Genomic DNA, 22,897 nt, shown 5'->3' on the forward strand with positions numbered 1-22,897 from the left:
ATCCGCTTTCATAGCGGAAAATAGTCATATAGCAAGAGAATAGTAAAGGGAGGCAGATGATATGAGAATATTAGTTGTTGGCGCTGGTGCCGTTGGGGGTTACTTCGGCGGTAGATTAGTAGAGAAGGGCGAGGACGTTACGTTTTTAGTTCGGGAGAAAAGAGAGCAGCAGCTGAAAGAGCATGGGTTGCATATTGAAAGTATACATGGTGATTTTCACTGCGAGCCGAAAACGCTTAGATCAGTAGAAAAAGCAGAGACCTTTGACGCCATTATCCTTTCAACCAAGGCCTATCATCTTAAGGGAGCTATCGAGAGTATTCACTCCTTTGTAGGTGAAAATACGATGATACTTCCACTTTTAAACGGAATGTCTCACGTAGATGATCTTATAGAAGCATTCGGGGAAGAAAGAGTGATTGGCGGTTTATGCTTTGTGGAGTCGACGCTTAACGAAACAGGAAAAGTCATTCAATCAAGTCCGATACATGACCTTGCTTTTGGGGAGAGAAATGGTGAAAGGACTGAAAGAATCACAAAGCTTGAAGAGGCATTCTCAGGGACGAAAGCTAACTTCCGATTATCCCACACCATCGAGCAGGAAATGTGGCATAAATATTTGTTTATCACTACTCTTTCAGGTGTCACATCCCTGTACCGTTCACCGATTGGCCCTATTCGGGAAATAGCAGAGGGTGCAGATATGATCAAAGGAGTCCTTTATGAAGCGGCTATGATTATGAGAGGCTTGAAAGCGCCACTTGCTGAGAAAATAGAAGATGCCCAATACGACAAAATCAATCAAATGGGCTATAGCATGAAGTCATCCTTACAGCGGGATATGGAAAAAGGTCTCTCTGTAGAAGCAGATCATTTATACGGTTATTTATTGAAGGCTGCAGAAGCAGAGGGGATCGAAGCGCGTGAATTGCGTTTGATTTATGGGAATTTGAAGATTTATGAGTCGGCAAGTAAATAAATGTGAGAGACATCTGATACCTGTTTTAAGGTGTTGGGTGTTTTTTTGTGGAATGGAGTTGGTTTCATGGGGGATTCAGTTGTTTAATCAACGCTTAAAATCAGCTGCTGAATATTGTGCGGAAATCAGCAGCTGAATCCAATCCCTCAGCTGCCGATCTATACAAATGCTCCCCTTATTTATGAAAAGAAGGACTCATATGCCTCGACGGTACCACTTTAAACAATCGCTGAAGAATCACCATGGAAACAGCCGTCACTGCTACATCCAGCGGCAGATACGCAACCATCCATCCCCATGCAACCGTGTAACTGAATCCGTCCGGTGCTTCCGCCCAAAATGTCAGGGCCAGGTACATGAAATTCGTTCCGATTATGTAATTTAACAATAAGGCAAGGATTCCTGCAGTGAGATATCCTCCAAGGGTTCGCTTTTTTTTCAGAACCATCCCCACGGCGAAAGCAACCGCGATAAAGGATAGGACAAATCCAAAGGTGGGACTGAGTAAGCTTGATGGTCCTCCTTTAAATTGTGCAAAGACAGGTGCCCCGACTAATCCCAAAGCTAAATATACCGTCATCGCCTTCGCTCCCACTCGGCTCCCAAGCATTCCTCCGGCAATGATGGCAAACATCAACTGAAGGGTGACCGGGACTCCTCCAATCATTAGAAAGGGAGACACATTCGCTCCCACTGCCATTAAAGCGGCAAAAAGACCACATAAGACCATCTCTCTTGTTTTTCCCATTTCCATTTTCTCCTCCTTAAAACTGTGGTATGATTGTTATTATCTTAAATGTTAACCTATTTGTAAATGAGGTTAACATTAAAAGGAGGGAAATGATGAAAGGGTTTTTCATTACCGGCACAGATACGGATATCGGAAAAACGATAACGACTGGACTGCTAACAAAGTACTTCTTGGAAAAGGGCATTGATGCATTCCCCTATAAGCCCGTGCAAAGTGGAGCTGTCTTGAAAAAAGGTAGACTAGTAGCACCCGATACTGAATTTTATGAAGAGGTCACTAATCGTTCTTTTGGTAAAGATGCGAATACATATTTATTAAAAATGCCAAGCTCTCCTCATCTGGCAGCTGAAATAGACGGGGTGACAGTTGAGCTAAAGCCGATTTTAGAGCAAGTGGAGAAGTTACGAAGCACTTACGAACTTTTACTGGTTGAAGGAGCTGGGGGGCTGATTGTCCCGTTAAACAAAGAAGAAACCATTCTTGATTTAATCGAACGAGTGTCACTGCCTGTCATACTTGTCGCGCGGGCTGGACTTGGCACAATTAATCATACGGTCCTGTCTGTGATGGCATTGAAACAACGAAGTATTGATATCGGAGGCATCATCCTGAATCAGACATCCAGAGATGAAATGCCGGAGATCGAGCTGGACAACAAACGAATCATCGAAAGATTAACCGGTGTAAAGGTAATCGGTGTGCTGCCAAACATATCGCAGGATTCTTTTGCAACTGTCGATGTAGATAAGTTATTTAAAAATTGGAAACTAGAAGAGTCAGAGGAGGATATACAGAGTGAATCAACAGCAGCTTATTGAAAAAAGCAGTCAGTATATGTGGCTTCCTTTTACACAGATGAAGGATTATGATGAGAACCCGTTGGTGATAGAAAGTGGGGAAGGCGTTTATCTTTGGGACATTTACGGCAACCAATATCTTGATGGCTATTCTTCCCTTTGGCTAAATGTACATGGCCATCGCAATGAGGAAATCAATCAAGCAATCAAGGATCAGCTTGATAGAATCGCTCACTCGACCTTGCTCGGTGCCACCAATGTTCCATCTATTTTGTTAGCCGAGAAGCTGGTCCAACTTTCCCCGGAGAGACTAACCAGAGTCTTTTATTCAGACAGCGGTGCAACCTCTGTTGAAATTGCCATAAAAATGGCTTATCAATATTGGCAAAATAAAGGGAAGCCGGAAAAACAGAAATTTATCACTCTGCAAAATGCGTACCATGGAGATACGGTGGGTGCGATCAGTGTAGGGAAAGTAGACATTTTTCACAGAGTCTATAAATCTCTTATGTTTGAATCACTTGTTGCCCCGTTCCCGGACGTGGTCCATCACCCGGATTTAGAGGATGAGGAAGAGATTCGAGATCGTGCACTTGAAGAGCTGGAAGGGATTTTGAAAGAGCATCATCATGAAATCGCCGGAATGACCGTGGAGTCGTTGATACAGGGTGCTGGTGGCATGAATATTATGCCGGAGGGCTACTTTAAAGGAGTTGAAAAGCTCTGTCGAAAATATGAGGTGCTCCTGATTGTCGATGAAGTGGCAACAGGCTTCGGCCGCACAGGAAAAATGTTCGCTGTCGAGCATGAACAAGTCCAGCCGGACATCATGACAGTGGCAAAAGGAATCACCGGTGGGTACCTTCCGATTGCCGCTACCCTAACCACCGAAGAAATCTATGAAGCTTTTTATGATGATTACACATCATTGAAAACCTTCTTCCACGGCCATTCCTACACAGGAAACCAGCTGGGATGCGCAGCGGCATTGGCGAATCTGGAAATCTATGAAAGAGAAAACCTGATAGGGAAAGTTCAAGAGAAAACGAAAATCATTGAATCCTTGTTAGCTCCTTTAAAGGATCATCCCCATGTAAGCAGCATCAGGCAGCTTGGTATGATCTGCGGCATCGAGTTGGTACAGGATAAAACCAGTCAAAAGCCGTTCCTGTGGGAAAACAGAGTAGGCTACCGGACCACCATCAAGATGCGTGAACTGGGTATGCTGACCCGGCCTATCGGAGACACCATCGTCTTCATGCCGCCACTTGCCACAACCGAAGAAGAACTTGAGAAAATGGTAGGGATCATGGCCGAAGCCATAGAAATCACAACAAAGGAAGCAGTCGGGGTATAGGGACGCACCTCTAACACCCCGTGATCATAATCAAATCGTTAAAGAGCGTTAAAGAGGGACGGACCTTGGAGGGGGTTCGTCTCTTTGTTCATATGACGGTAGTTTAACAGGTGGAATTTGGCGATTTGTAAGGATGCAAATAAGCGATCGTGTGCATGTGAGATCCTTAATTTGTACTTGGTACGACCGGAAAACAACTACCTCTCAACAATAAAAAGGAAACCATTCCCACGCCTGACCGTATATACCATTATCCATTATTTAGTACTAAAAGGAGGTTCGAAAATGAACAAAACAATGTTGATAAGCGCACCAATAGTCCTCATCGCAGCCATCTTCACCTGGCTTACATCAAACGCCACAAACGCTCTTACTCTACTAGCAGCCTATGGAATCATCCTATCCCTCCTCGTCTACTTTTCTTTCTTCAAATTCAAAAAATGAAAAAAGAAGGGACGGACCTCCAAACACTCCTCCCGGAAACAAAACGTTGATATAACGGGATTTGAGTAAATGGAGAGGTCCGTCCCTCTCACTGAATTGCTTCCAATAAAAAGTCTACAATGTGGATTGCTCGCATTTTATTGGATAGGCCTTCTCGTTCGATGCCGAGTTTCATTTGGAGGAGGCAGCCCGGGTTTGATGTGATGATGGTGGTTGCCTGGGTTTGTTCGACGTTGTCCATTTTGTGATCGAGGATCTTCATGGACATTTCTGATTCGACGATGTTGTAGATTCCGGCTGATCCACAACAGTGATCGGCTTGTTTCATCTCGACGTAATCAGCACCTTCAACTGATTGCAGAAGAAGTCTTGGTTCCATAAAAGTGCGCTGCACGTTTCGCAAGTGACACGAATCCTGATACGTGATCCGTTGGGGGGAAACATTCAATTTCTTTTTATGAAACTCTAATTCTACAAGAATGGATGAGATGTCCTTGATTTTATTTTTAAACTGAACCGCACGATCTTTCCAATCGGGATCATCTTTCAGTAAATGATCATAGTCGACGAGAAAGGCTCCGCATCCCCCGGCATTGGTGATGATATAATCGACTCCTGATTCTTCAAAAGCCGCGATGTTCCTCTTTGCCAAATCCTTCGCTGCAGTCTTTTCACCGCTATGACCATGCAAGGCTCCGCAGCAGGTTTGTGTCTTTGGGATCACGATGTCACAGCCTGCCAGCTGCAATAGTTTCGTAGTGGCATTGTTTGTTTCCAGAAACATCGTATCCATTAAACAGCCAGAGAAGAAAGCGACTTTTTTACGAACGTCACCAATCGAGGAAAGCGACGTTGGGCGTTCCTTCATGTCTTTCAGCTTTGGAACTTGAGGAAGGACCCGTTCCATAGTCGCCATGCTTTCCGGGAATAGCTTCATCACACCCGTCGTGTGGACCGCCTTCTGCAATCCAGAACGCTGGTAGATTCCGAGAAGGTTCGTGACCATTCTCATTCTGTCCGGGTGCGGGAATAATCCTTCAAAAACGGTTTTTCTAAGAACCCGTACAGGAAGGGAATGTTTTTTATTTTGATTGATGATATCGCGCGCCTCTTCTAAAAGGTGACCGTAGTTCACGCCGGATGGACAAACGGGTTCACAGGCTCTGCAGCCTAAGCATAGATCCAATGTTCGTTCCACTTCTTCATCGGGTTCGATGACGCCATCCACCACTGCCTTCATTAAAGCGATTCGGCCACGGGGGGAGTGGGATTCTTTAAAGCCTGACTCAATATAAGTAGGACATGAAGGGAGACAGAAACCGCATCTCATACAATTCAATAGTTCATCTTCATCCATGCGATCTTTGAATTCCTGCTGTATCTTTTGTTTTTCTAAAAGGGTTGTCATCTTGAAATCACCACACGTTTTCTTGATTCTTTAGCGAATACTTTATTCGGATTCATAATGTTATTTGGGTCGAATGATTGCTTGATCATTTTCATGGCTGCAATGCCTTCAGGTCCAAGTTTCCATTCGAGATAAGGGGCTTTCATCATGCCGACTCCGTGTTCTCCGGTAATGGTTCCACCCAATTCGATAGCATGAGCGAATATCTCTTCAAAGGCAGCTTCGACGCGTTCCATTTCATCATGATCACGGGCGTCGGTCGCAACAGTCGGGTGAAGATTTCCGTCCCCGGCATGGCCAAAGGTACAAATCTTCAACTCATAACGCTCGGAAATATCATTGATCGCTTTTACCATCTTGGCGATTTCAGAGCGGGGAACCGTCGCGTCCTCTAAAATCGTCGTCGGTTTGAGACGGGCGAGTGCCGATAGGGCAGAACGGCGGGCGGTACGAAGGGCATCTGCTTCTATTTCTGTTTTGGCTAATTGAACGGATACAGCGTTGTTCTGTGAACACACTTCCTCCATTCGTTTCATATCACGGGCAACCACTTCAGGAGGACCATCCTGTTCAATCAGGAGAACCGCTTTTACATCGGTTGGCAAGCCGATTTTGGCAAAATCCTCAACAACCTCAAGTGTTGGCTGATCTAAAAATTCCAGGGTAGTCGGAATGATGCGATTGGCGATGATACTTGAAACACTTTGGGCAGCCGCTTCAATATCCTGATAAAGGGCTAGCATCGTCTGCTTTGTTTCAGGCATGGGAACAAGCTTTAATGTCGCTTCCGTGATGACGCAAAGTGTCCCTTCGGATCCCACAAAAAGGCGGGTCAAATCATAGCCAGCTACATCTTTCGCAAGTTTCCCACCGGTACGGATGATGTCTCCATTTGGAAGGACGGCTTCCAATGCCAGCACATAATCGCGGGTTACGCCATATTTCAGTCCTCTCAAACCACCGGAGTTCTCATTAATGTTCCCGCCGATCGTTGAGATTTTCATAGAACTTGGGTCTGGAGGATAGAAAAGACCTTTTGCTTCCACTGTATGAATGAGATCCAGGGTCACAACACCAGGCTGGACGGTAACGGTTAGATTCTCTTCATCCACCTCCAGAATCTTGTTCATATGGGTGAATAAGAGAACAAGTCCGCCTTCTGTGGGGCAGGTACCTGCGCAGAGATTCGTTCCCGATCCTCTTGGAACGATCGGAATGCGATGCTCATTACAGATTTTCACGATTTCTGATACCTCCTCCGTCGAACGTGGGACGATGACCGCGTCAGGCATGGATTGGTAATTAGGAGTTGCGTCATAGGAATAGACAAGCTTTTCTGCGGGAGTATCCCGGTAATTTTCTTCACCGACGATTTTGATGAACCGCTTTTTAATGTCTTGAGTGATCATACTATTTTCCACCTTTTTTAACATGTTTTTCAAATCTTGTATAAAAAGAGTAAAGAGACGATACCTGACGATAGGTCAAGGTCCGTCCCTCAATTATGGTTATTTAATTCCGGCTTTCATGGCTGAGCGCAGGTGGCCGTTGTGAAGGGTGAGAAGGTCGTAGACTTCTTTTTCTTCGAGGCCAGTTAGAAGCGATAGGATGGCAGGTTTGACGCTGCCGTATGTTTCAAGAGCTTCGGTTGCTTCTCGTTCGGAGACGTCCGCTGCTTCCATAATGATGTTGCGCGCTCTGACTTTCAGTTTTTCGTTTGATGGCATCACGTCGACCATGAGATTGCTGTATACTTTGCCCAGTTTGATCATGGATGCGGTTGTGAGCATATTCAAAATCAGTTTTTGGGCTGTTCCCGCTTTCATTCGCGTCGAGCCCGTGACTACTTCCGGACCGACTTCTGCGACGATCGAGTGAGCGGCCACTTCACACATCGGGGATTGTGGTGAGCAAACGACCGACGCCGTTACGGCTCCTCTTGATCTTGCTTCCTTTAAGGCTCCGATCGTATAGGGCGTCCGTCCGCTTGCGGCAATGCCAACCACGACATCATTTGGACCGACTTCACGGATCACGATTTCGTTGCGTCCACCTTCTTCATCATCCTCGGCGCCTTCTAAGGGAAACTGGATGGCTCTTTCACCACCCGCGATGATCCCGATCACCTGGGCGGGATCTGTGCTGAAGGTAGGCGGGCATTCTGATGCATCAAGGATGCCGAGACGTCCGCTTGTGCCTGCACCTACATAAAGAAGACGTCCGCCTTTTTCCAACCCTGCGACGATGGAATCGACTACTCGTGCCACGACAGGGATGGTTTTTTCGACGGCGGAGGCAACGGTCTGATCTTCACCATTGATTTTCTCTAAAATATTCTCCGTGCTTAATGTATCTATGTTTAAAGTTCGAGGGTTTCTCGTTTCAGTCAGGATCTTATGAAGGTCCATGTTCTATAGTACCTGCCTTTCAATTTGTGAATATGGGACGAGGAGTGATGGACCCCAGTATGACGGGTTTACCTGCCCCTGTTGCTCCTGGGACGTTGCCAGGATTTCCGTGAAGCGTTTCGTTCGCCAGGAGGGCAAAGGCGATTGCTTCCTTGGCATCGGATGAATAACCGATATCTTCCTGGATGTGAATGTCTAACTGGGGAAGAAGCTCCCGCATCATACGAAGAAGTGTCCCATTGTAGCTTCCCCCGCCGCCGATGATCACTTCGTTGATGGGATGCTTTGGAAGAACAAATTTTTTATACGCATCAGAAATCGACAGAGCTGTAAAGTAGGTCGCCGTTGCAATCAGGTCCTCCTTTGAAAAATCACCAAACTCGTCAAAGATCCTATTTACGAATACTTCTCCAAACAGCTCGCGTCCCGTTGATTTAGGAGGCTCTTTAAGGAAGAAATCCTTCTCCCATTCCATCCATTTTTGTGCGATTTCTTTGTGGACCGTTCCTTTCGCAGCAATCTCTCCATTCTCATCAAAAGAGAGGCCGAATAGTCGCTCGCATAAACCATCTATGACCATATTTCCAGGGCCAGTATCAAATGCGAAGACTTCTTCAAGAGAGCAATCTTTAGGAAGTACGGTCACATTTCCGATTCCGCCGATATTCTGAAGAAGTCTTCCCTGGTCTTCTTTTCGGTAGAGAAGGAATTCAGTATAAGGTACAAGTGGGGCTCCTTCACCGCCGGCAGCCATATCCATGGAGCGGAAGTTGGAGACTACCCTAGTGTTGGTACGGTACGCAATCACGCTCGGCTCACCGATTTGAAGGGTGGAAGGAACTGACTCTTCCGTATGAAAAGGCTGGTGATAAACCGTTTGCCCGTGAGATCCGATAAAGTCTAACTCCTTTACTGAAATGCCCGCCTCTGAACAAACCTTCAACACAGCATCGGCATAAACGTCTCCAAGTTCAAAATGCAAGCTGGAAAGGAGGGGAGTGGACGATTCTGTGACACTCATAACGTCGAAGATTTTCTTTTTTACGTGGGAAGGGAAGGGAGTCGTCGAATAATGAACGAGCTCCACTTTTGTATCCGTGCCACTCGCTTCAATCGAAACAAGGGCAGCATCCACCCCATCCACAGACGTACCGGACATTAATCCGACGGCTAAACGCTTACTCATATGACAACCTTCCTTCCCTGATGGCCTCTGTTACATCGACTGCCCCTGTTGCAGGGGAGGTAGAGTCGATAATATAGGAAGCGTCTGGAAAACGCTCTGAAATCCCTTCTTTAAAAGTGGATTGCACCACCACATTATGTTCAAGGACACTTCCTTTTAAGGCAATAACCGGTTTCGCAGTGATCTGCAGTTTCTCCAATAAAGTAGTTGTCTGTCGGGCCAGCTGCTCCCCGGCATTTTTAAATAAAAGAAGGGCCGATTCATTACCAGCTTCAGCCTGCTTGTGAACCACTTTCGCAAGCTTTGCAATTTCACCTTTGACAGAAGAATAGATGAACCCTTTTAATCCTTTCCCATCACTCGCTCCGATTTCGTTTAAAATATCCAGGGAGAGAGGGGAAGGTGGTTTACCGGAATCCATCTCCATGGAAATCTGCTTACAGGCTTCAATCGCAATATGATACGCACTGCCTTCGTCACCAAGAAGGTGTCCCCAGCCGCCTGTCGTTCCTTCCTGTTTACCGTTTCGTCCATAACAAATCGAACCCGTTCCCGCAATCGTCATCACACCGTCCTGATTCCCGATTAAACTGAAATAGGCAAGGGTGGCATCATTCAAAACGATTATGGGCAGGGAAGTCATCCTTTGTAACTCCATCCTGATTCGATGAGCCAGATTGCCTGACTCGGCACCTGCCATCCCGATTACAATATGGGAAACCTCATCAGAAGAAGTGTGTTCCAGGCATTGTTGAATCACGGATGAGAGATTGGTCAGTGCCTCATCAAAGGAAACCGTTGGATTGCCATGTCCGGATAAGCTTTGAAACAGGATGTTCTTCTCTGAATCAAGAACGAGTCCTTGTATTTTCGTCCCGCCTGCATCGATCCCTATTACTCTAGTCATCTAAAGAAACCTCCACATTACTTGGTTTGAAACGCAAATTTACCCCATGGCTTCAGGTAATCCAATAAGAAGATTTCTTCTTCGCGGATCCGCCCCACCACATTGGTTTTGCCTGAGTTCTCCATATCTTGAAGTGCGATTTGAAGCTCGCCCGCATACTGGGCATATAGGTCGTTTTCAATGACAATGTCTCCGCGCTTTATGTCAGCTGTATTGTGGGGAGCGAATTCTCTTCCACGATATTTCACGCGGCTTTGAGTCGAGCGGATCAAGTAATCAGACACGTCACCACGATAGAAGTGCGGTTCTTCAAATATAATCGTCTTTTCCAAGTCAGTGGTCGTCTCACAGGTTTCGACTGTAAAGGTCAGCTTCGATGTGTTCAGTTCACTAAGAAGCTGCATTTCACGTTCAGATGCATAAGCGTTACTGATAATGACATCATCAATCAACCCTGTGGCAAAAAGATGCTTCGCCTGGACTTCGATCGGAAGGTTCCGGTGCATTTCCAACGTAGGCAATCCTTCCGTGACCGGCCATGGACCGAATGTAGCATCGGAAGAAGAGACAAACGCAGCCGTTCTCATCCCGAAATCCTTAAACTTTTGGCTGCAATCGATAAAGAACGGATAAGATAAACCGGAGTAGCGGTGCGGATAGAAGTTATGACATCCAAGCAGTTGATCCTTATTCGGTTGATACGTCATGATGTTATCGATGTATTTCGTTGCATTACTCATATTGAGCTCAATTTTCAGATCATAAGGGTTGTACGACATCATCGATTCTTCATGCCCTGTATACCCGAGGTCAAGGCGGATACCGTGAGCACCCAGGTCCGCAAAAAAGGATAAATCATCATACGAGATATTCAGTTCTTTGAAAATACGGGGACTGATGTCAGCGATGACTTCCATATTTTTTTCGCGGGCAAACTTAATCGTTTCTTTAAAGTTCGAGATGATCCCATCTTTGTCTCCTTCAACTGATAATAAGCAGGTGAACACGCGCTTAAAACCGTAAGACGCAGCCAGTGCCAGGTATTCTTTATCTTTTTCAGTCGTTGAATGGTTCGGGTAAATCGAAACTCCCAGTCTTTTACTCATTGGTATGCCTCCTTAAAATTAGTTGTTTTCTAGTTTATCTATTCTTTTTAACAAGGGTATCATCTGCTCAATTAATGAGATTTCACTGATAGAGGTCATCAAGTGGTCCTGGGCATGAATCATTAGAAGTGATTTTTCAAAATCTTCTCCATTGATTTCTGCCTGAATGAGACTCGTTTGCGTTTTGTGAGCTTTGTTCAGCTCTTCGTGGGCTGTCTTAAGCATTTCTTCAGCTTCATCAAACTTACCTTCATGTGCCTTTGCCAGTGCCTCATATGCGGTGCTTTTTGCATTCCCGCCGTTTGATATAATTTCAAAAATCTCCATTTCTACGTTGCGTACCTCTGCCATTGTGTATTCCTCCTCATTTCTGTTTAGAACTAGTTTTTTCTAGAGTAGTAAAATAAAAGTTTAAATATTTTAAAATAATATTGAAATTTAATTTCATTATCGCATATAATCATATTAAACTGAAAGCCTTTTCAAGACAATCATTTTTTTGGAGGTGACTATGACAGAATTTCAAGTATTAAAACACATCAAAAGTCAGATGGAGAATTACACCCCGTCTGAAATTGCGGTTGCTCAATATGTGTTGGAGTATCCTGAGAAAGTAATGGAAATGACGACAAAGCAACTCTCACAATCATGTGGCAGCAGTGAAGCCGCCATCATCCGGTTCTGCAAACGGATCGGGATCAATAGTTTCAGCGGCTTGAAGATCGAACTGGCCAAAAGCACGAATATTGAAGAAACAATGAGTCATGATATCAATACACTCCTGCACTTTGAAGACAATCTTGAAACCGTATTTAACAAAGTACTGGTAAACACCTATCAAGCGATCAAGAACACGGAAAAGCTTTTTTCCATAGATGAACTGGATCGTGCTGTGAACGCGTTCCATGAAGCTGAACGGGTATACCTGTATGGAGTGGGAGGTTCAGCTGTAGTAGCGGAAGACTTTACTCAAAAGCTATTAAGGCTCAACTATCTGGCGTTTCAAGCGAGTGATATCCATGTGCAAATGATGATGGCCGCCAATTTAACGGAAAGAGATGTACTATTCGTCGTCTCGACTTCAGGGCAGACAAAGGAAATACTGAAGCTGATGAACGTCGCTCAAGAAAAAGGAGCCACAATCGTTCTATTGACACAGCATGGTAAATCACCGGCGAGGAAGCTCGCTGATATCGTCCTAACGATTTCCGAGGAAGAACACAATATCAGAATCGGAACCATGACGGCAAGAATTGCTCAACTCGTCGTGATTGATGCTTTATTCGTCGCTTTATGCATGAAAAAAGGACATGGCGTCTACGAGCAAATTATTCATACACATGAAGTAGTACAAAGAATGAAAGAGGAGGAAGAGTAGAAATGAGAGTATTATTCGTATGTTCCGGGGGAATGTCCAGCGCAATTGTCGTTAATGCACTGAAAAAAGAAGGGGACAAAGCAGGGATTGAGATGGAAGTCCATGCAATTGGAACCGGTGAGGTATCTGAGGAGATTTCCAAAGGATGGGATGTTTGTATGGTAGCACCGCAGATCAGACACCGTTTTGATCAAGTGAAGAAAGCCGCTGATGAAGCGAATGTTCCTTGCGGTCCGATTCCTCCACAAGCATACACGCCACTTGGTGGCCCGACTTTACTGAAAACAGTAAAAGAATTAACCAACTAATTTAATAGGAAACAAGGGGGTAAAAACATGCAAAAGTTTGTGAATTTTCTAGAGAATAACTTATCAGGTCCAATGGCCCGACTCTCTGAACAAAGGCATTTGCAAGCAATCCGGGATGGGGTTATTTCAGCACTGCCATTTATCATCGTCGGTTCATTTTTCCTGATCTTAGCTTTTCCACCGCTGCCTGATGGAGGAATATTCGGAGACATCAAACAGTGGGCCGCAGATAACATTGTCGAGATCCTGATTCCATACCGACTGACTATGTTCATCATGTCACTCTATATAGCCTTCGGGATAGGATATAACCTCTCGAAAAGCTATAACCTGGATCCATTATCCGGTGCCCAGATTTCAGTAGCTGCTCTTCTATTGACGATTACTCCAAAAGTAATGGACGGAGAAGGATGGGTCCTGCCAATGACCAACCTTGGTGGTCATGGATTATTCGTCGCCATGGTCGTATCGATTCTGGCAGTTGAAATCCTGCGATTCTGTAAGACGAAAAATATTACGATCAAAATGCCTGAACAAGTACCGGCATCTGTATCACGAAGCTTTGAAGCACTTATTCCTGTAGCGATTGTCATTCTATTGGTTTCTGCGGTTACCGTAGTGGCAGGAGTAGACTTGCATCATCTAATCGGTGTAGCGGTTGCTCCATTGGTTACCGCTGGTGACAGTATATTCGGCGTATTAATTCCGGTATTCTTAATTACATTCTTCTGGTCATTCGGTATCCACGGTGTATCTGTAGTAGGAACGGTTGCGCGTCCACTATGGGAAGTGTTCCTTGTAAACAACGCAGATGCGGTTGCAAACGGAGAAGCGATTCCACACATCGCACCGGAAACATTCTACCAGTGGTTCATCTGGATAGGTGGATCAGGAGCGACTCTTGGATTGGTTCTTGCCATGGTCTTCTTCTCCCGCTCAAAATACCTGAAAGCGTTAGGAAGAACAAGTATCGTACCTGGTATCTTCAATATCAATGAGCCTATCATCTTCGGTGCTCCCATTGTATTGAATCCGATTCTGATCATTCCATTTGTAACGATCCCGCTTATCACGGGTACTCTGGCATATGTTGCAACAACTGTAGGGCTGGTATCCCCAACCTACATCATGCCTCCATGGACACTCCCGGCACCAATCGGAGCGTACCTGGCAACGGGTGGTGACTGGAGAGCCATCGTCATGGTTCTTATCAATATTGCAATCTCGTTCGCTATCTATTTCCCATTCTTCAAAATGTACGACAAGAAGATGATGAAAATGGAAGAAAACGAACAACAAGCGGCATAATAGAAAAGCGGAGGGGCTTTGCCCAGAGGCGACAAGCATAAGACGAGTCAGCCAGAAAGGCGTTCTTTGCCTTTTTGGATGAATTGGCTTATGACCTCGAGCCTCTAAGCCCCGCAGCTGGACAATAGAAAAGCGGAGGCGGCTCGATCAGCCCCGACAAGCATAAGGCGAATCAACCGGAAAGGCGTCCTTTGCCTTTTTGGTTGAATTGACTTATGACCTCGAGGGGCTAGCCGCCGCAGCTGGACAGGTAGAAAAGCGGAGGCGGCTCGATCAGCCCCGACAAGCATAAGGCGAATCAACCGGAAAGGCGTCCTTTGCCTTTTTGGTTGAATTGACTTATGACCTCGAGGGGCTAGCCGCCGCAGCTGGACAGGTAGAAAAGCGGAGGCGGCTCGATCAGCCCCGACAAGCATAAGGCGAATCAACCGGAAAGGCGTCCTTTGCCTTTTTGGTTGAATTGACTTATGACCTCGAGGGGCTTTGCCCTTAGCAAAATACGATCATATCAAAAAAACAGAAGTGGGGGTCCTAGGATTCCCACTTCTTCATTAGCATTGGGAGTGATTCAAATGACAGAGACGGTTGTTCCTAAGAGAATCGGTTTCAGGAGTGTTTTTGTTCTTCTGATCTCCGTATCTATTGGACTTTTACTTCTTTCCAAACCTTTGATGAGTGCGGGACTCGCAAAGGATTGGAGCGTATTTTTAGCAACGGGGATTTCGGCTTCGGTTGGACTCTCATTTGTTCTTTTGAAAATTGAAGGTCCCGTTGAAGATGCTTCTGTTAAAAAGAAGCGCGTTTTATTAGCAGTGGTTGTCAGTTTCTTAATAAGCTTTGTATTGGCGTTTGTTGCCAAGTAATCAGAGGAGGCATTCACAATGAAGAACGGAATCAAGATTGTTACGATCGGAGGGGGCTCAAGCTATACGCCCGAGTTTGTGGAAGGATTGATCAAGCGTTATGATGAGCTTCCGGTGAGTGAGCTGTGGCTTGTGGATATTGAAGCTGGGAAAGATAAGCTCGCCATCGTTGGGAATTTGGCGAAGAGAATGGTGGAAAAAGCCGGGGTTCCCATGGAGATTCATCTTACATTGGACAGGAAAGAGGCATTGGTAGATGCTGATTTTGTCACTACTCAAATGAGAGTCGGACAATTAAAGGCGAGAATTCTCGATGAGAGGCTTCCGATCAAGTACGGGATGATCGGCCAGGAAACGAATGGGGCCGGGGGATTGTTCAAGGGAATGAGGACGATTCCGGTCCTACTTGATATCGCAGATGAAATGCAGGAGCTTTGCCCGGACGCCTGGCTGATCAATTTTACGAATCCGGCAGGCATGGTGACAGAAGCTCTGCTGCGGTACGGGTCACATTCTAAGGTCGTTGGGGTATGTAATCTGCCCATAAATACGAGAATGACATTGGCCAGGCTTCTTGATGTGGAGGTGGAACGACTGCATATCGACTTTGCAGGATTGAATCATATGGTTTACGGGTTGGACGTTATGGTGGACGGTAAGTCGGTTTTAGGGGACGTGCTGGAAGTCATGAGCGATCCCGACAAGCAGGTCAGCATGAGGAATATCGCTCCACTTCCATGGGAGCCGGAGTTCATCAAGAGTCTGGGAATCATTCCATGTCCGTATCACCGCTATTTCTATAAAACCAGTGATATTTTAGAAAAGCAGTTAGAGGAATTCAAGACGGGGACCACGAGGGCCGAAGTGGTCCAGCAATTAGAAAATGAGCTTTTCGAACTTTACAAGGATGAAAACCTTGATATCAAGCCTCCGCAGCTTGAACAAAGGGGAGGGGCTTATTACAGCGATGCGGCCTGTAATCTCATCTCATCCATTTATAATGACCGCGGAGACATTCAAACGCTGAATGTACAGAACGACGGTGCAATCAGTGATCTGCCGCGGGAATCCGCCGTGGAAGTGAACTGCGTCGTTACGAAGTCCGGCCCCAAGCCGATTGCAGTCGGTGAGCTGCCAGTGGCTGTGAGTGGACTTGTTCATCAAATTAAATCTTTTGAACGCGTTGCTGCAGAAGCATCGGTTACAGGATCCTATGAAAAAGCGATGCTTGCCATGACGATCAATCCGTTGGTGACGAGCGATGTGAAGGCGAAGCTGCTGCTGGATGAAATGCTTGAGGTGCATAAAGAGTATTTACCGCAGTTTCATGGGCGATTTAGCCATAGTTAAGGAAGGATAGTGTCTCAAATGGTGATTTGAGGCACTTTTTTGCGTGGATTGGCGAGAAGTAGGGGGATTGGGAGTGGTATTGTTGAGATATTATCGACTTTGAGCTGTTTATTATCGACTTTTTGGATATATTATCGAGTTTGGCCTGTTTATTATCGACTTTCTGGATATATTATCGACTCTCGATAGATAAGCGATGCCCGAAGGGTTCCTGATCCCAGTTTATTTTCAAAATCACCCAACTTATTTTCAAAAACCCCAAAATTCATCCCATCCACACTCCCAATTCCACCACAATCCCCACATCTTTCCCCTGGACGAGCATACCATGATACAAAGACCTTATTCTGAAAGGATACCCCGCCCATGATTCCAGTTAAAACAAAGGTTGCCGCCTCTTTGTATGCCACGATGTCCATCAGCTTCTGGGGCATATCATTTGTATCAACAAAAGCAGTGTTGGACACCCTTGATCCGTATACGCTGCTCGTTCTTCGGTTTGCGATCGGAGCTTTGTTTCTGCTTATACTCTTACTTTTAAAAAGATATCGGCTCACGATTCCACTAAAGTTTATCCCGCACCTGATTGTGCTGGGGGTACTTGGTGTCTTCATTCATCAGGTGATACAGGCGTCGGCCCTCCTTACAATCGATGCATCATCAGCAGGCTGGATGATATCATTTTCTCCCGTGTTCACCGTAATCCTCTCCATGATTTTTTTACATGAAAAGATGACGGTTCCAAAAGCGCTGGGCATGATTGTGGCTATTACAGGTGTACTGATGGTAACGACAGCGAGGAGCGGGCAGTCCATCGGATTTGCTGTCAATATCGGTTATATCCTGATGATTCTCAGTACTTTGAACTGGGCCATCTATTCAGTGTTGCTGAAAAAACTCCGTATCGAGCTGCCATCCCTTGTCATCACCTTTTACATGAGTCTACTGGGTTTCAGCTTAACCATTCCTTTTCTCATCCGAAACCGCGGCTGGGAAGGGATTTCTCTTTTATCAAATGTGGAATGGGCTCACTTGATGTTCCTCGGGGTGTTTGTATCGGGTATCGCGTATTGGTACTGGGCGAAAGCATTGGAGGTACTGGATGCGTCAAAGGTGTCGATGTTCCTGTATTTGGAGCCTGTCACCACTCTCATTGCTGCGATCCTTCTCCTTCATGAGAAAATTTTCTTCATAACGATACTGGGTGGAGTCATAATTATAATAGGAGTTGTGATTGTTAATGGCCAGATGATTTCTATTTTCCATCGGTTTCTATGGAGGAAACGATAACATCAGGGAGGAATCGCGGTGTCCTTAAAGGAACGGATAAAGAATCGGTTAGATGAATTGACAACCCCTTCCACGAAAGAACTTAAAGAAGTCTTGCAGTCTCTAGACGTAAAGCTCGATGATTTACAGCCCTACTTACAGTCTCCGGATGGAAAGCCATATTATCGAGAGCTCCTTTATCAAAATGAAGTAGCAGAGCTCCTCGTGATGAATTGGTCCGACATGGAATGTGCCCCGCATGATCATGGGGACTCAAAGGGATGGATCCAAGTCATGAACGGGACTTCAGTCAATACACTCTTTGAAGTAAAAGAAAACCAGCTTCCACAGGAGATATTCCATCGTGAATACAGGGAAGGTTCTTTCTTTTTTGCACCGAAAAAAGGTGTTCACAAAATGAAGAAGGGGAGTGGGGAAGACCTGGTGACTCTCCATCTCTATTCTCCGCCTATTCAGGGTATGATGGTGTACGACTTGGAAAAATGTGCTGCCTGTGTTGTTTCTGAAGAATGCGGGGCATGGTGGCCGGAACATATCAGGCAAAAGGTAAAGGAAATGCAATTAAAATAGAAAGAGCGTTTCTCCATGCGGAGAAACGCTCTTTCTGCTTATTGTACCCTTACCGTTTTCGCATCCTTACTTTCTACCCCTGTCGGAGATACGGACGTAACGCCATATGTGTACATTCCATCTTCTTCGGCTGAAGTATCTTCATACGTTGTAAGCCCTTCTTGAGAATAAACGACGTCCACAATGTTTGCCGGATTCTCGTAATCTCCTTCTTTCACGCCATCAAAGCGATAGATGACATATTTTCGGGCATCGGAGTGATGTTGATCATCGATGGTCAACGTTACATGATTTTCATGTTTGTCTGCTTTCACCGTATTCGGTTTCTTTGGCAGCGTTTCATTGTTCCAAGGAGTGGCAGGAGTTAAAGCGGGTTCTGTGTAAACCTCGTTACGTAAAATATCTGCGTAACCAAGCGGGTTCTCGAAAATTTGTCTAAGAGAGAAATGCATTTGACCAAGGGCTGTTCCATTTTGACGGTTGTCCATGATTTGCTCAGGCAGCTCGTAAGGATTGAACCATTCCTGGTCAAAATTGTCTCCCACCTTATAGTCAGCCATCCCGATATAAAGATTAACAGGGTGGTTGTACGCATACTCGTTCACTTCCTGACTCCACCAATCCAAAAGAACGGAATAGTTAGCAACAGCCAGATTTCTAGACCAATAGATTTGAGGGGTAATATAATCGATGCTTCCATCCTTGATCCATTGGCGAGTGTCTGCATACAGGTCGTCATAATTCGTTTGTCCTGCCTGTGTAGCGCTTCCTGTCGGATCATCGGCAATATTTCTCCATACACCAAATGGGGAAATACCGAACTGAACCCATTCTTTAATGTCTTTGATTGCTGAATTGATGTCAGCTACAAGAACATCTACGTTATTTCGTCTCCAGTCTTCAATATCGTCAAATGAACTTCCATATTTCTCGTATGTATCTTGATCTGGGAAGATTTCTCCTGCAATTCGGTAAGGATAGAAATAGTCGTCCATGTGAACGGCTTCAATGTCGTAATTGCTCACTAATTCTTCAACCGTATCAATCAGGTATTCTTGGACTTCAGGTATACCCGGGTCCAAATAATATTGCTTGCCATATTTCACTACCCATTCTGGATGCAGTTTAGCTACATTGTTATCTGCAAGTGACTCGATCGTTTGATTTGCCATCGTGATTCGGTACGGATTCACCCATGCATGAACCTCGATTCCGCGCTTATGAGATTCATCGATCATGATCTGAAGTGGATCATATCCCGGATCGGTTCCTTGTTTGTCACCTGTAATATACTGGGACCAAGGAGCCAGTTTAGATGGATAGAAGGCATCTACAGTAGGTTTCACCTGATAGATGACGGTATTAAACTTCAACTCTTTCAGTTCGTCAAGGGCCTCTGTAACCCAATCCGTATACTCCACTTTGTCCATTCCAGCTTTCAGATCAATGTTTTGAACCGTGGCAATCCATGCTGCACGCATTTCATGTTTAGGCACTTGAGTTTCCGAAGCTTTTGCTTTTCCTGTAGTAAAAGGAAGGGCAAGCGAGAACAACAAGGCGGCCATGATCATGTACTTTACTGCTTTCATCAACAAATCCCCCGCTTTCATTAACTGATTCCCGATAAAAGAAACCGTTTTCATTTTATTGAAATAATACTTCACGAAATAAAATAAAAACATGAAATATTATTTCTATTTTCATTATAAGGTGTTGTGATCTTATGGTATATAGTACCAATGAGGTAAAAAAACTGAATATTCCATCGGTAACCAGGAGGAATTGACTAGGTGAATAGTTTCGAAAACTGAAGAAAGGGTTAGGATGATGACAGAATCTTGCGAACATTAGCGTTAGAGTGGTGGTAAAATAGGGATGAGAAGTGAAGAGGGGAATGGATGAAATGTTCAAAGATATAATGATAGATCAATGTGATATAAATAATTATACATTCGTAGACGTCAGATCTCCTTCTGAATACAGGGAGATGACGATTCCGGGCAGTATGAACATACCCGTTTTCAATGATGAAGAGAGAGCGGAAGTCGGGACTCTATATAAGCAAGTGAGCAAAGAGAGGGCAACGGAGCGGGGGCTGGAAATCTTCTCAGGAAAGCTTCCTGATTTTATAAAAGAGTTTAAGAAACTGGATGGTGAGATTGTAGTTTTCTGCTGGCGGGGCGGGATGCGAAGCAAGGCGGCTGCCACCTTCCTGGATTTAATGGGTGTGAAAACTTCCCGTGTTCAAGGAGGAGTCAGGGCGTATCGTCAATGGGTGTTGAAAGAATTGGAAACATTTGAAGTGAAGCCTGAAGCCTTTGTGTTAAACGGTGGAACCGGTATTGGGAAAACAGCCATCCTGAAACAACTTCATAAAGAAGGGTATCCGGTCCTGGATATCGAAACGCTAGCCAATCATCGAGGCTCCATTTTTGGACAAATCGGGTTGACACCAAGGAACCAGAAAACCTTTGATTCCTTTTTGCTTCAGGACCTGATGGAGCTCCAGGAATCTCCCTTTATACTATTTGAAGCAGAAAGCAAACGAATCGGAAAGCTGCTTCTCCCAGACTTTTTAGTGGGGAAAAAGGAGAACGGTTTCCATATCTTTATTGAAATGCCAATGAAAGAGAGAGTCAAACATCTATTAAATGAATACCGCTTACACGAGCATCATGATGAATTTGCAGAAGCGTTTCGGTGTATCAAGAGACGTATACATAGCCCGGTCGCCAATCAAATAGAGAGCGAACTGAAAGAGAAGAACTATGAGCGGATCTTAGAGCTTTTATTGGAATACTATTATGACCCTAGATACTCCCATACTGCGAGTCAGTATCCTGAAGATCAAAAGGTGACGTTAAAAGCGGGTTCGATTGAAGAGGCATGTGTAGAGGTGAAGAAATTCGTAAAAAGCTGCGCATCGATTCATGGAAACCCCATTTTACAAAGATAGGGATTGACCGTGTGGTGCACCACATGGTTTATGATTTAGGTGTGAGGTGGAAAGAATGTACAAGGTGAGCGAGTTTTCCAAGATGACAGGACTGAGTAAGGAAACATTGCGTTACTACGCAGAGATTCAATTGCTGGAACCTGTGTATATCGATCCTGAAAATAACTATCGCTATTATGATAATGGATCCTATCTGGTGGGGCGTTTGTTAGTCTATTTAAGGAGATTTAACTTTTCCATTCAAGAAATGTTAACCGTGGTCAATGACGAATCCTTTGAGAACTTGGAGCAATTGATACGTGCGAAGAAACGGGATTTAGAAGCGGAAATCGAGCGCATACAAACAGTGATTGAAGAAATGGATGATTTCTTCGAGATGGGAAAAGGAGAGGATAAGAATGATTAAATGGCACGAAGAAAGGATCATTCCAGTCAATATTGAAACAGTTTGGCATTTGTTTGAGCTTGAGAACATTCAACGAATTATGCCGAACGTCGTTGAGAACAAGGTGCTGGAGCAAAAGGAAGGCGTGGTAGGGTCCACTTACCAGCAGAAATACAAAGAAGGGAAAAGAATCGAGACGTATATCGTAGAAGACCTTGAATATGAAAATACCCCCGAGAAAAAACACAATAAAATTGGTTTCACACTTGCCAAAGCATTTGAAATCGAAGCTGAATTTACCCTTCACAAAATAGACGAGAGCCAAACCAAATTCATCTATAAAGGCGAAAATAGAGGACTGAACTTCCTGGGAAAAGTCTTATTAAAACTTGGCGGAGAAAAAAACAACAACAAAGTCGTCACCGAATTCATGGACCGGGTTGAAAGTGAAGCATTAAAAGAAGCGAGTAAGTAGTGAAGAAGAGGGACGGACCTCCACGAATTGTGGAAGTCCGTCTCTCTAAACGTTCACAGGCAGGAACTATCCTTATTTTCAACGAATGTAGAATCGTTAGTGTGTATGTTAGAAGGGGATGGAGAAAATGGAAAATCAAAAAGAAAAGATCATGGCGCATCATATAAATGTAATGGAATGGGTGACATCACTTGAATCTTTAACGGAGGAACAATGGAGGAGGCCGATAGGAAAAGGGAAATGGAGTGTGGCGGAAATCATCGGCCACTTCATCCCTTGGGACAAATTTGTCCTCGAAAGCCGGATTCCGTATTTTGTAATGGGGAAAGAAATGCCTCCTGGACCTGACCCGGATGAACTGAATCATCAAGCTGCAAAGGAAAGCAGAAAACGTTCCAAACACGAAACCATTGAAGCATTCAATCTTACAAGACAAAAGATCCATAAAGCAATCCTCACAATGGATGGCCAGGAATGGGACAAAGAAATACCCATCGGCAAAAGCAAAATAACAATACATGACTATTTCAATAAATTAGCCAAACATGACGAACACCATATGAAACAAATAAATGAGCTTATTTGAGAGGGACGGACCTCCGGGAATTTCGGAGGTCCGTCCCTCTTCATGTTGTTTGAAAAGTGGTATCGAAGGGAAAAGAAGAAGAGTT

At 44.8% G+C, this 22,897-nt stretch carries 24 protein-coding genes; 15 read left to right on the plus strand and 9 right to left on the minus strand.

Features of this window, described 5'->3' with window-relative positions; all coding sequences use genetic code 11:
• Positions 1-61: 61 nt before the first annotated feature.
• Positions 62-979 (plus strand): ketopantoate reductase family protein, encoded by a 918-nt coding sequence (locus ACCB35_RS05715; protein ID WP_374056144.1) that lies wholly within the window; start codon positions 62-64, stop codon positions 977-979.
• A gap of 175 nt (positions 980-1,154) precedes the next feature.
• Here the strand turns inward: ACCB35_RS05715 and ACCB35_RS05720 are convergent, their stop codons facing one another.
• Positions 1,155-1,733 carry a biotin transporter BioY gene (locus ACCB35_RS05720; protein WP_374056145.1) on the minus strand — a complete coding sequence of 193 codons (579 nt, stop codon included), beginning with the start codon at positions 1,731-1,733 and terminating at the stop codon, positions 1,155-1,157.
• An 86-nt stretch (positions 1,734-1,819) separates the two neighbouring features.
• Here ACCB35_RS05720 and bioD point away from each other — a divergent pair, with 86 nt between their 5' ends.
• From bioD to ACCB35_RS05735, 3 genes are all read left to right on the plus strand, one after another.
• Positions 1,820-2,548, plus strand: a complete 729-nt coding sequence (gene bioD, locus ACCB35_RS05725; protein WP_374056146.1) for a dethiobiotin synthase — start codon at positions 1,820-1,822, stop codon at positions 2,546-2,548.
• 16 nt (positions 2,549-2,564) lie between these two features.
• The gene (bioA, locus tag ACCB35_RS05730) at positions 2,565-3,884 is read left to right on the plus strand and encodes an adenosylmethionine--8-amino-7-oxononanoate transaminase (protein ID WP_374056963.1); all 1,320 of its coding nucleotides are present in this window, start codon (positions 2,565-2,567) and stop codon (positions 3,882-3,884) included.
• 285 nt (positions 3,885-4,169) lie between these two features.
• Positions 4,170-4,328, plus strand: coding sequence for a hypothetical protein (locus tag ACCB35_RS05735; protein WP_374056147.1), 159 nt, complete (start codon positions 4,170-4,172; stop codon positions 4,326-4,328).
• An 88-nt stretch (positions 4,329-4,416) separates the two neighbouring features.
• Here the strand turns inward: ACCB35_RS05735 and ACCB35_RS05740 are convergent, their stop codons facing one another.
• The 7 genes from ACCB35_RS05740 to ACCB35_RS05770 all read right to left on the minus strand — a co-directional run bounded on the left by ACCB35_RS05740 (position 4,417) and on the right by ACCB35_RS05770 (position 11,694).
• The gene (locus ACCB35_RS05740) at positions 4,417-5,736 is read right to left on the minus strand and encodes a (Fe-S)-binding protein (RefSeq protein ID WP_374056148.1); all 1,320 of its coding nucleotides are present in this window, start codon (positions 5,734-5,736) and stop codon (positions 4,417-4,419) included.
• Positions 5,733-7,145, minus strand: a complete 1,413-nt coding sequence (gene glcD, locus ACCB35_RS05745) for a glycolate oxidase subunit GlcD (protein ID WP_374056149.1) — start codon at positions 7,143-7,145, stop codon at positions 5,733-5,735. Before glcD ends, ACCB35_RS05740 begins: the two co-directional genes overlap by 4 nt.
• A 99-nt stretch (positions 7,146-7,244) precedes the next feature.
• The gene (gene murQ, locus ACCB35_RS05750) at positions 7,245-8,144 is read right to left on the minus strand and encodes an N-acetylmuramic acid 6-phosphate etherase (protein WP_374056150.1); all 900 of its coding nucleotides are present in this window, start codon (positions 8,142-8,144) and stop codon (positions 7,245-7,247) included.
• Positions 8,145-8,163: 19 nt separating this feature from the next.
• On the minus strand, positions 8,164-9,330 hold the full coding sequence (anmK, locus tag ACCB35_RS05755; protein WP_374056151.1) for an anhydro-N-acetylmuramic acid kinase AnmK: 1,167 nt from the start codon (positions 9,328-9,330) through the stop codon (positions 8,164-8,166).
• A complete protein-coding gene (locus tag ACCB35_RS05760; RefSeq protein ID WP_374056152.1) occupies positions 9,323-10,237 on the minus strand; it encodes a BadF/BadG/BcrA/BcrD ATPase family protein in 915 nt (304 codons plus the stop codon). The genes anmK and ACCB35_RS05760 overlap by 8 nt, the downstream gene beginning before the upstream one ends.
• A 17-nt stretch (positions 10,238-10,254) precedes the next feature.
• Positions 10,255-11,343: a DUF871 domain-containing protein gene (locus ACCB35_RS05765; RefSeq protein ID WP_374056153.1), complete on the minus strand. Its 1,089-nt coding sequence runs from the start codon at positions 11,341-11,343 to the stop codon at positions 10,255-10,257.
• An 18-nt stretch (positions 11,344-11,361) separates the two neighbouring features.
• Complete coding sequence (locus ACCB35_RS05770; RefSeq protein WP_044339790.1) at positions 11,362-11,694, minus strand: PTS lactose/cellobiose transporter subunit IIA; 333 nt, start codon at positions 11,692-11,694, stop codon at positions 11,362-11,364.
• 160 nt (positions 11,695-11,854) lie between these two features.
• Between ACCB35_RS05770 and ACCB35_RS05775 the strand changes: the two genes are divergently transcribed.
• The 7 genes from ACCB35_RS05775 to ACCB35_RS05805 all read left to right on the plus strand — a co-directional run bounded on the left by ACCB35_RS05775 (position 11,855) and on the right by ACCB35_RS05805 (position 18,410).
• The gene (locus tag ACCB35_RS05775; protein WP_374056154.1) at positions 11,855-12,721 is read left to right on the plus strand and encodes a MurR/RpiR family transcriptional regulator; all 867 of its coding nucleotides are present in this window, start codon (positions 11,855-11,857) and stop codon (positions 12,719-12,721) included.
• A 2-nt stretch (positions 12,722-12,723) separates the two neighbouring features.
• Positions 12,724-13,029, plus strand: a complete 306-nt coding sequence (locus ACCB35_RS05780; RefSeq protein WP_044339788.1) for a PTS sugar transporter subunit IIB — start codon at positions 12,724-12,726, stop codon at positions 13,027-13,029.
• A gap of 27 nt (positions 13,030-13,056) precedes the next feature.
• Positions 13,057-14,337 carry a PTS sugar transporter subunit IIC gene (locus tag ACCB35_RS05785; RefSeq protein WP_044339787.1) on the plus strand — a complete coding sequence of 427 codons (1,281 nt, stop codon included), beginning with the start codon at positions 13,057-13,059 and terminating at the stop codon, positions 14,335-14,337.
• Positions 14,338-14,909: 572 nt separating this feature from the next.
• On the plus strand, positions 14,910-15,200 hold the full coding sequence (locus ACCB35_RS05790) for a hypothetical protein (protein ID WP_374056155.1): 291 nt from the start codon (positions 14,910-14,912) through the stop codon (positions 15,198-15,200).
• 18 nt (positions 15,201-15,218) lie between these two features.
• Positions 15,219-16,550 carry a 6-phospho-beta-glucosidase gene (locus ACCB35_RS05795; protein WP_374056156.1) on the plus strand — a complete coding sequence of 444 codons (1,332 nt, stop codon included), beginning with the start codon at positions 15,219-15,221 and terminating at the stop codon, positions 16,548-16,550.
• Between the two features lie 366 nt (positions 16,551-16,916).
• Positions 16,917-17,840, plus strand: a complete 924-nt coding sequence (locus ACCB35_RS05800; protein ID WP_374056157.1) for a DMT family transporter — start codon at positions 16,917-16,919, stop codon at positions 17,838-17,840.
• Between the two features lie 18 nt (positions 17,841-17,858).
• A complete protein-coding gene (locus ACCB35_RS05805) occupies positions 17,859-18,410 on the plus strand; it encodes a cysteine dioxygenase family protein (RefSeq protein WP_374056158.1) in 552 nt (183 codons plus the stop codon).
• 38 nt (positions 18,411-18,448) lie between these two features.
• On the opposite strand, the gene ACCB35_RS05810 is transcribed toward ACCB35_RS05805, so the two are convergent.
• Positions 18,449-19,999: a family 10 glycosylhydrolase gene (locus ACCB35_RS05810; RefSeq protein WP_374056159.1), complete on the minus strand. Its 1,551-nt coding sequence runs from the start codon at positions 19,997-19,999 to the stop codon at positions 18,449-18,451.
• 314 nt (positions 20,000-20,313) lie between these two features.
• On the opposite strand from ACCB35_RS05810, the gene mnmH reads away from it, so the two are divergent.
• From mnmH to ACCB35_RS05830, 4 genes are all read left to right on the plus strand, one after another.
• Positions 20,314-21,366, plus strand: a complete 1,053-nt coding sequence (mnmH, locus tag ACCB35_RS05815; RefSeq protein ID WP_374056160.1) for a tRNA 2-selenouridine(34) synthase MnmH — start codon at positions 20,314-20,316, stop codon at positions 21,364-21,366.
• 55 nt (positions 21,367-21,421) lie between these two features.
• Positions 21,422-21,772, plus strand: coding sequence for a MerR family DNA-binding transcriptional regulator (locus ACCB35_RS05820; protein WP_374056161.1), 351 nt, complete (start codon positions 21,422-21,424; stop codon positions 21,770-21,772).
• On the plus strand, positions 21,765-22,226 hold the full coding sequence (locus tag ACCB35_RS05825; RefSeq protein ID WP_374056162.1) for an SRPBCC family protein: 462 nt from the start codon (positions 21,765-21,767) through the stop codon (positions 22,224-22,226). The genes ACCB35_RS05820 and ACCB35_RS05825 overlap by 8 nt, the downstream gene beginning before the upstream one ends.
• A gap of 127 nt (positions 22,227-22,353) precedes the next feature.
• Positions 22,354-22,812, plus strand: coding sequence for a DinB family protein (locus tag ACCB35_RS05830; protein ID WP_374056163.1), 459 nt, complete (start codon positions 22,354-22,356; stop codon positions 22,810-22,812).
• Positions 22,813-22,897 lie beyond the last annotated feature (85 nt).

This window comes from Rossellomorea sp. FM04394 (assembly GCF_041889765.1).
Taxonomy (GTDB): domain Bacteria; phylum Bacillota; class Bacilli; order Bacillales; family Bacillaceae_B; genus Rossellomorea; species Rossellomorea aquimaris_B.

Coding starts and splice junctions, on each gene's coding strand:
- ACCB35_RS05715 (WP_374056144.1), top strand. CDS start 62: ATGAGAATATTAGTTGTTGGCGCTGGTGCCGTTGGGGGTTACTTCGGC.
- ACCB35_RS05720 (WP_374056145.1), bottom strand. CDS start 1,733: ATGGAAATGGGAAAAACAAGAGAGATGGTCTTATGTGGTCTTTTTGCC.
- bioD (WP_374056146.1), top strand. CDS start 1,820: ATGATGAAAGGGTTTTTCATTACCGGCACAGATACGGATATCGGAAAA.
- bioA (WP_374056963.1), top strand. CDS start 2,565: ATGTGGCTTCCTTTTACACAGATGAAGGATTATGATGAGAACCCGTTG.
- ACCB35_RS05735 (WP_374056147.1), top strand. CDS start 4,170: ATGAACAAAACAATGTTGATAAGCGCACCAATAGTCCTCATCGCAGCC.
- ACCB35_RS05740 (WP_374056148.1), bottom strand. CDS start 5,736: ATGACAACCCTTTTAGAAAAACAAAAGATACAGCAGGAATTCAAAGAT.
- glcD (WP_374056149.1), bottom strand. CDS start 7,145: ATGATCACTCAAGACATTAAAAAGCGGTTCATCAAAATCGTCGGTGAA.
- murQ (WP_374056150.1), bottom strand. CDS start 8,144: ATGGACCTTCATAAGATCCTGACTGAAACGAGAAACCCTCGAACTTTA.
- anmK (WP_374056151.1), bottom strand. CDS start 9,330: ATGAGTAAGCGTTTAGCCGTCGGATTAATGTCCGGTACGTCTGTGGAT.
- ACCB35_RS05760 (WP_374056152.1), bottom strand. CDS start 10,237: ATGACTAGAGTAATAGGGATCGATGCAGGCGGGACGAAAATACAAGGA.
- ACCB35_RS05765 (WP_374056153.1), bottom strand. CDS start 11,343: ATGAGTAAAAGACTGGGAGTTTCGATTTACCCGAACCATTCAACGACT.
- ACCB35_RS05770 (WP_044339790.1), bottom strand. CDS start 11,694: ATGGCAGAGGTACGCAACGTAGAAATGGAGATTTTTGAAATTATATCA.
- ACCB35_RS05775 (WP_374056154.1), top strand. CDS start 11,855: ATGACAGAATTTCAAGTATTAAAACACATCAAAAGTCAGATGGAGAAT.
- ACCB35_RS05780 (WP_044339788.1), top strand. CDS start 12,724: ATGAGAGTATTATTCGTATGTTCCGGGGGAATGTCCAGCGCAATTGTC.
- ACCB35_RS05785 (WP_044339787.1), top strand. CDS start 13,057: ATGCAAAAGTTTGTGAATTTTCTAGAGAATAACTTATCAGGTCCAATG.
- ACCB35_RS05790 (WP_374056155.1), top strand. CDS start 14,910: ATGACAGAGACGGTTGTTCCTAAGAGAATCGGTTTCAGGAGTGTTTTT.
- ACCB35_RS05795 (WP_374056156.1), top strand. CDS start 15,219: ATGAAGAACGGAATCAAGATTGTTACGATCGGAGGGGGCTCAAGCTAT.
- ACCB35_RS05800 (WP_374056157.1), top strand. CDS start 16,917: ATGATTCCAGTTAAAACAAAGGTTGCCGCCTCTTTGTATGCCACGATG.
- ACCB35_RS05810 (WP_374056159.1), bottom strand. CDS start 19,999: ATGAAAGCAGTAAAGTACATGATCATGGCCGCCTTGTTGTTCTCGCTT.
- mnmH (WP_374056160.1), top strand. CDS start 20,314: ATGTTCAAAGATATAATGATAGATCAATGTGATATAAATAATTATACA.
- ACCB35_RS05820 (WP_374056161.1), top strand. CDS start 21,422: ATGTACAAGGTGAGCGAGTTTTCCAAGATGACAGGACTGAGTAAGGAA.
- ACCB35_RS05825 (WP_374056162.1), top strand. CDS start 21,765: ATGATTAAATGGCACGAAGAAAGGATCATTCCAGTCAATATTGAAACA.
- ACCB35_RS05830 (WP_374056163.1), top strand. CDS start 22,354: ATGGAAAATCAAAAAGAAAAGATCATGGCGCATCATATAAATGTAATG.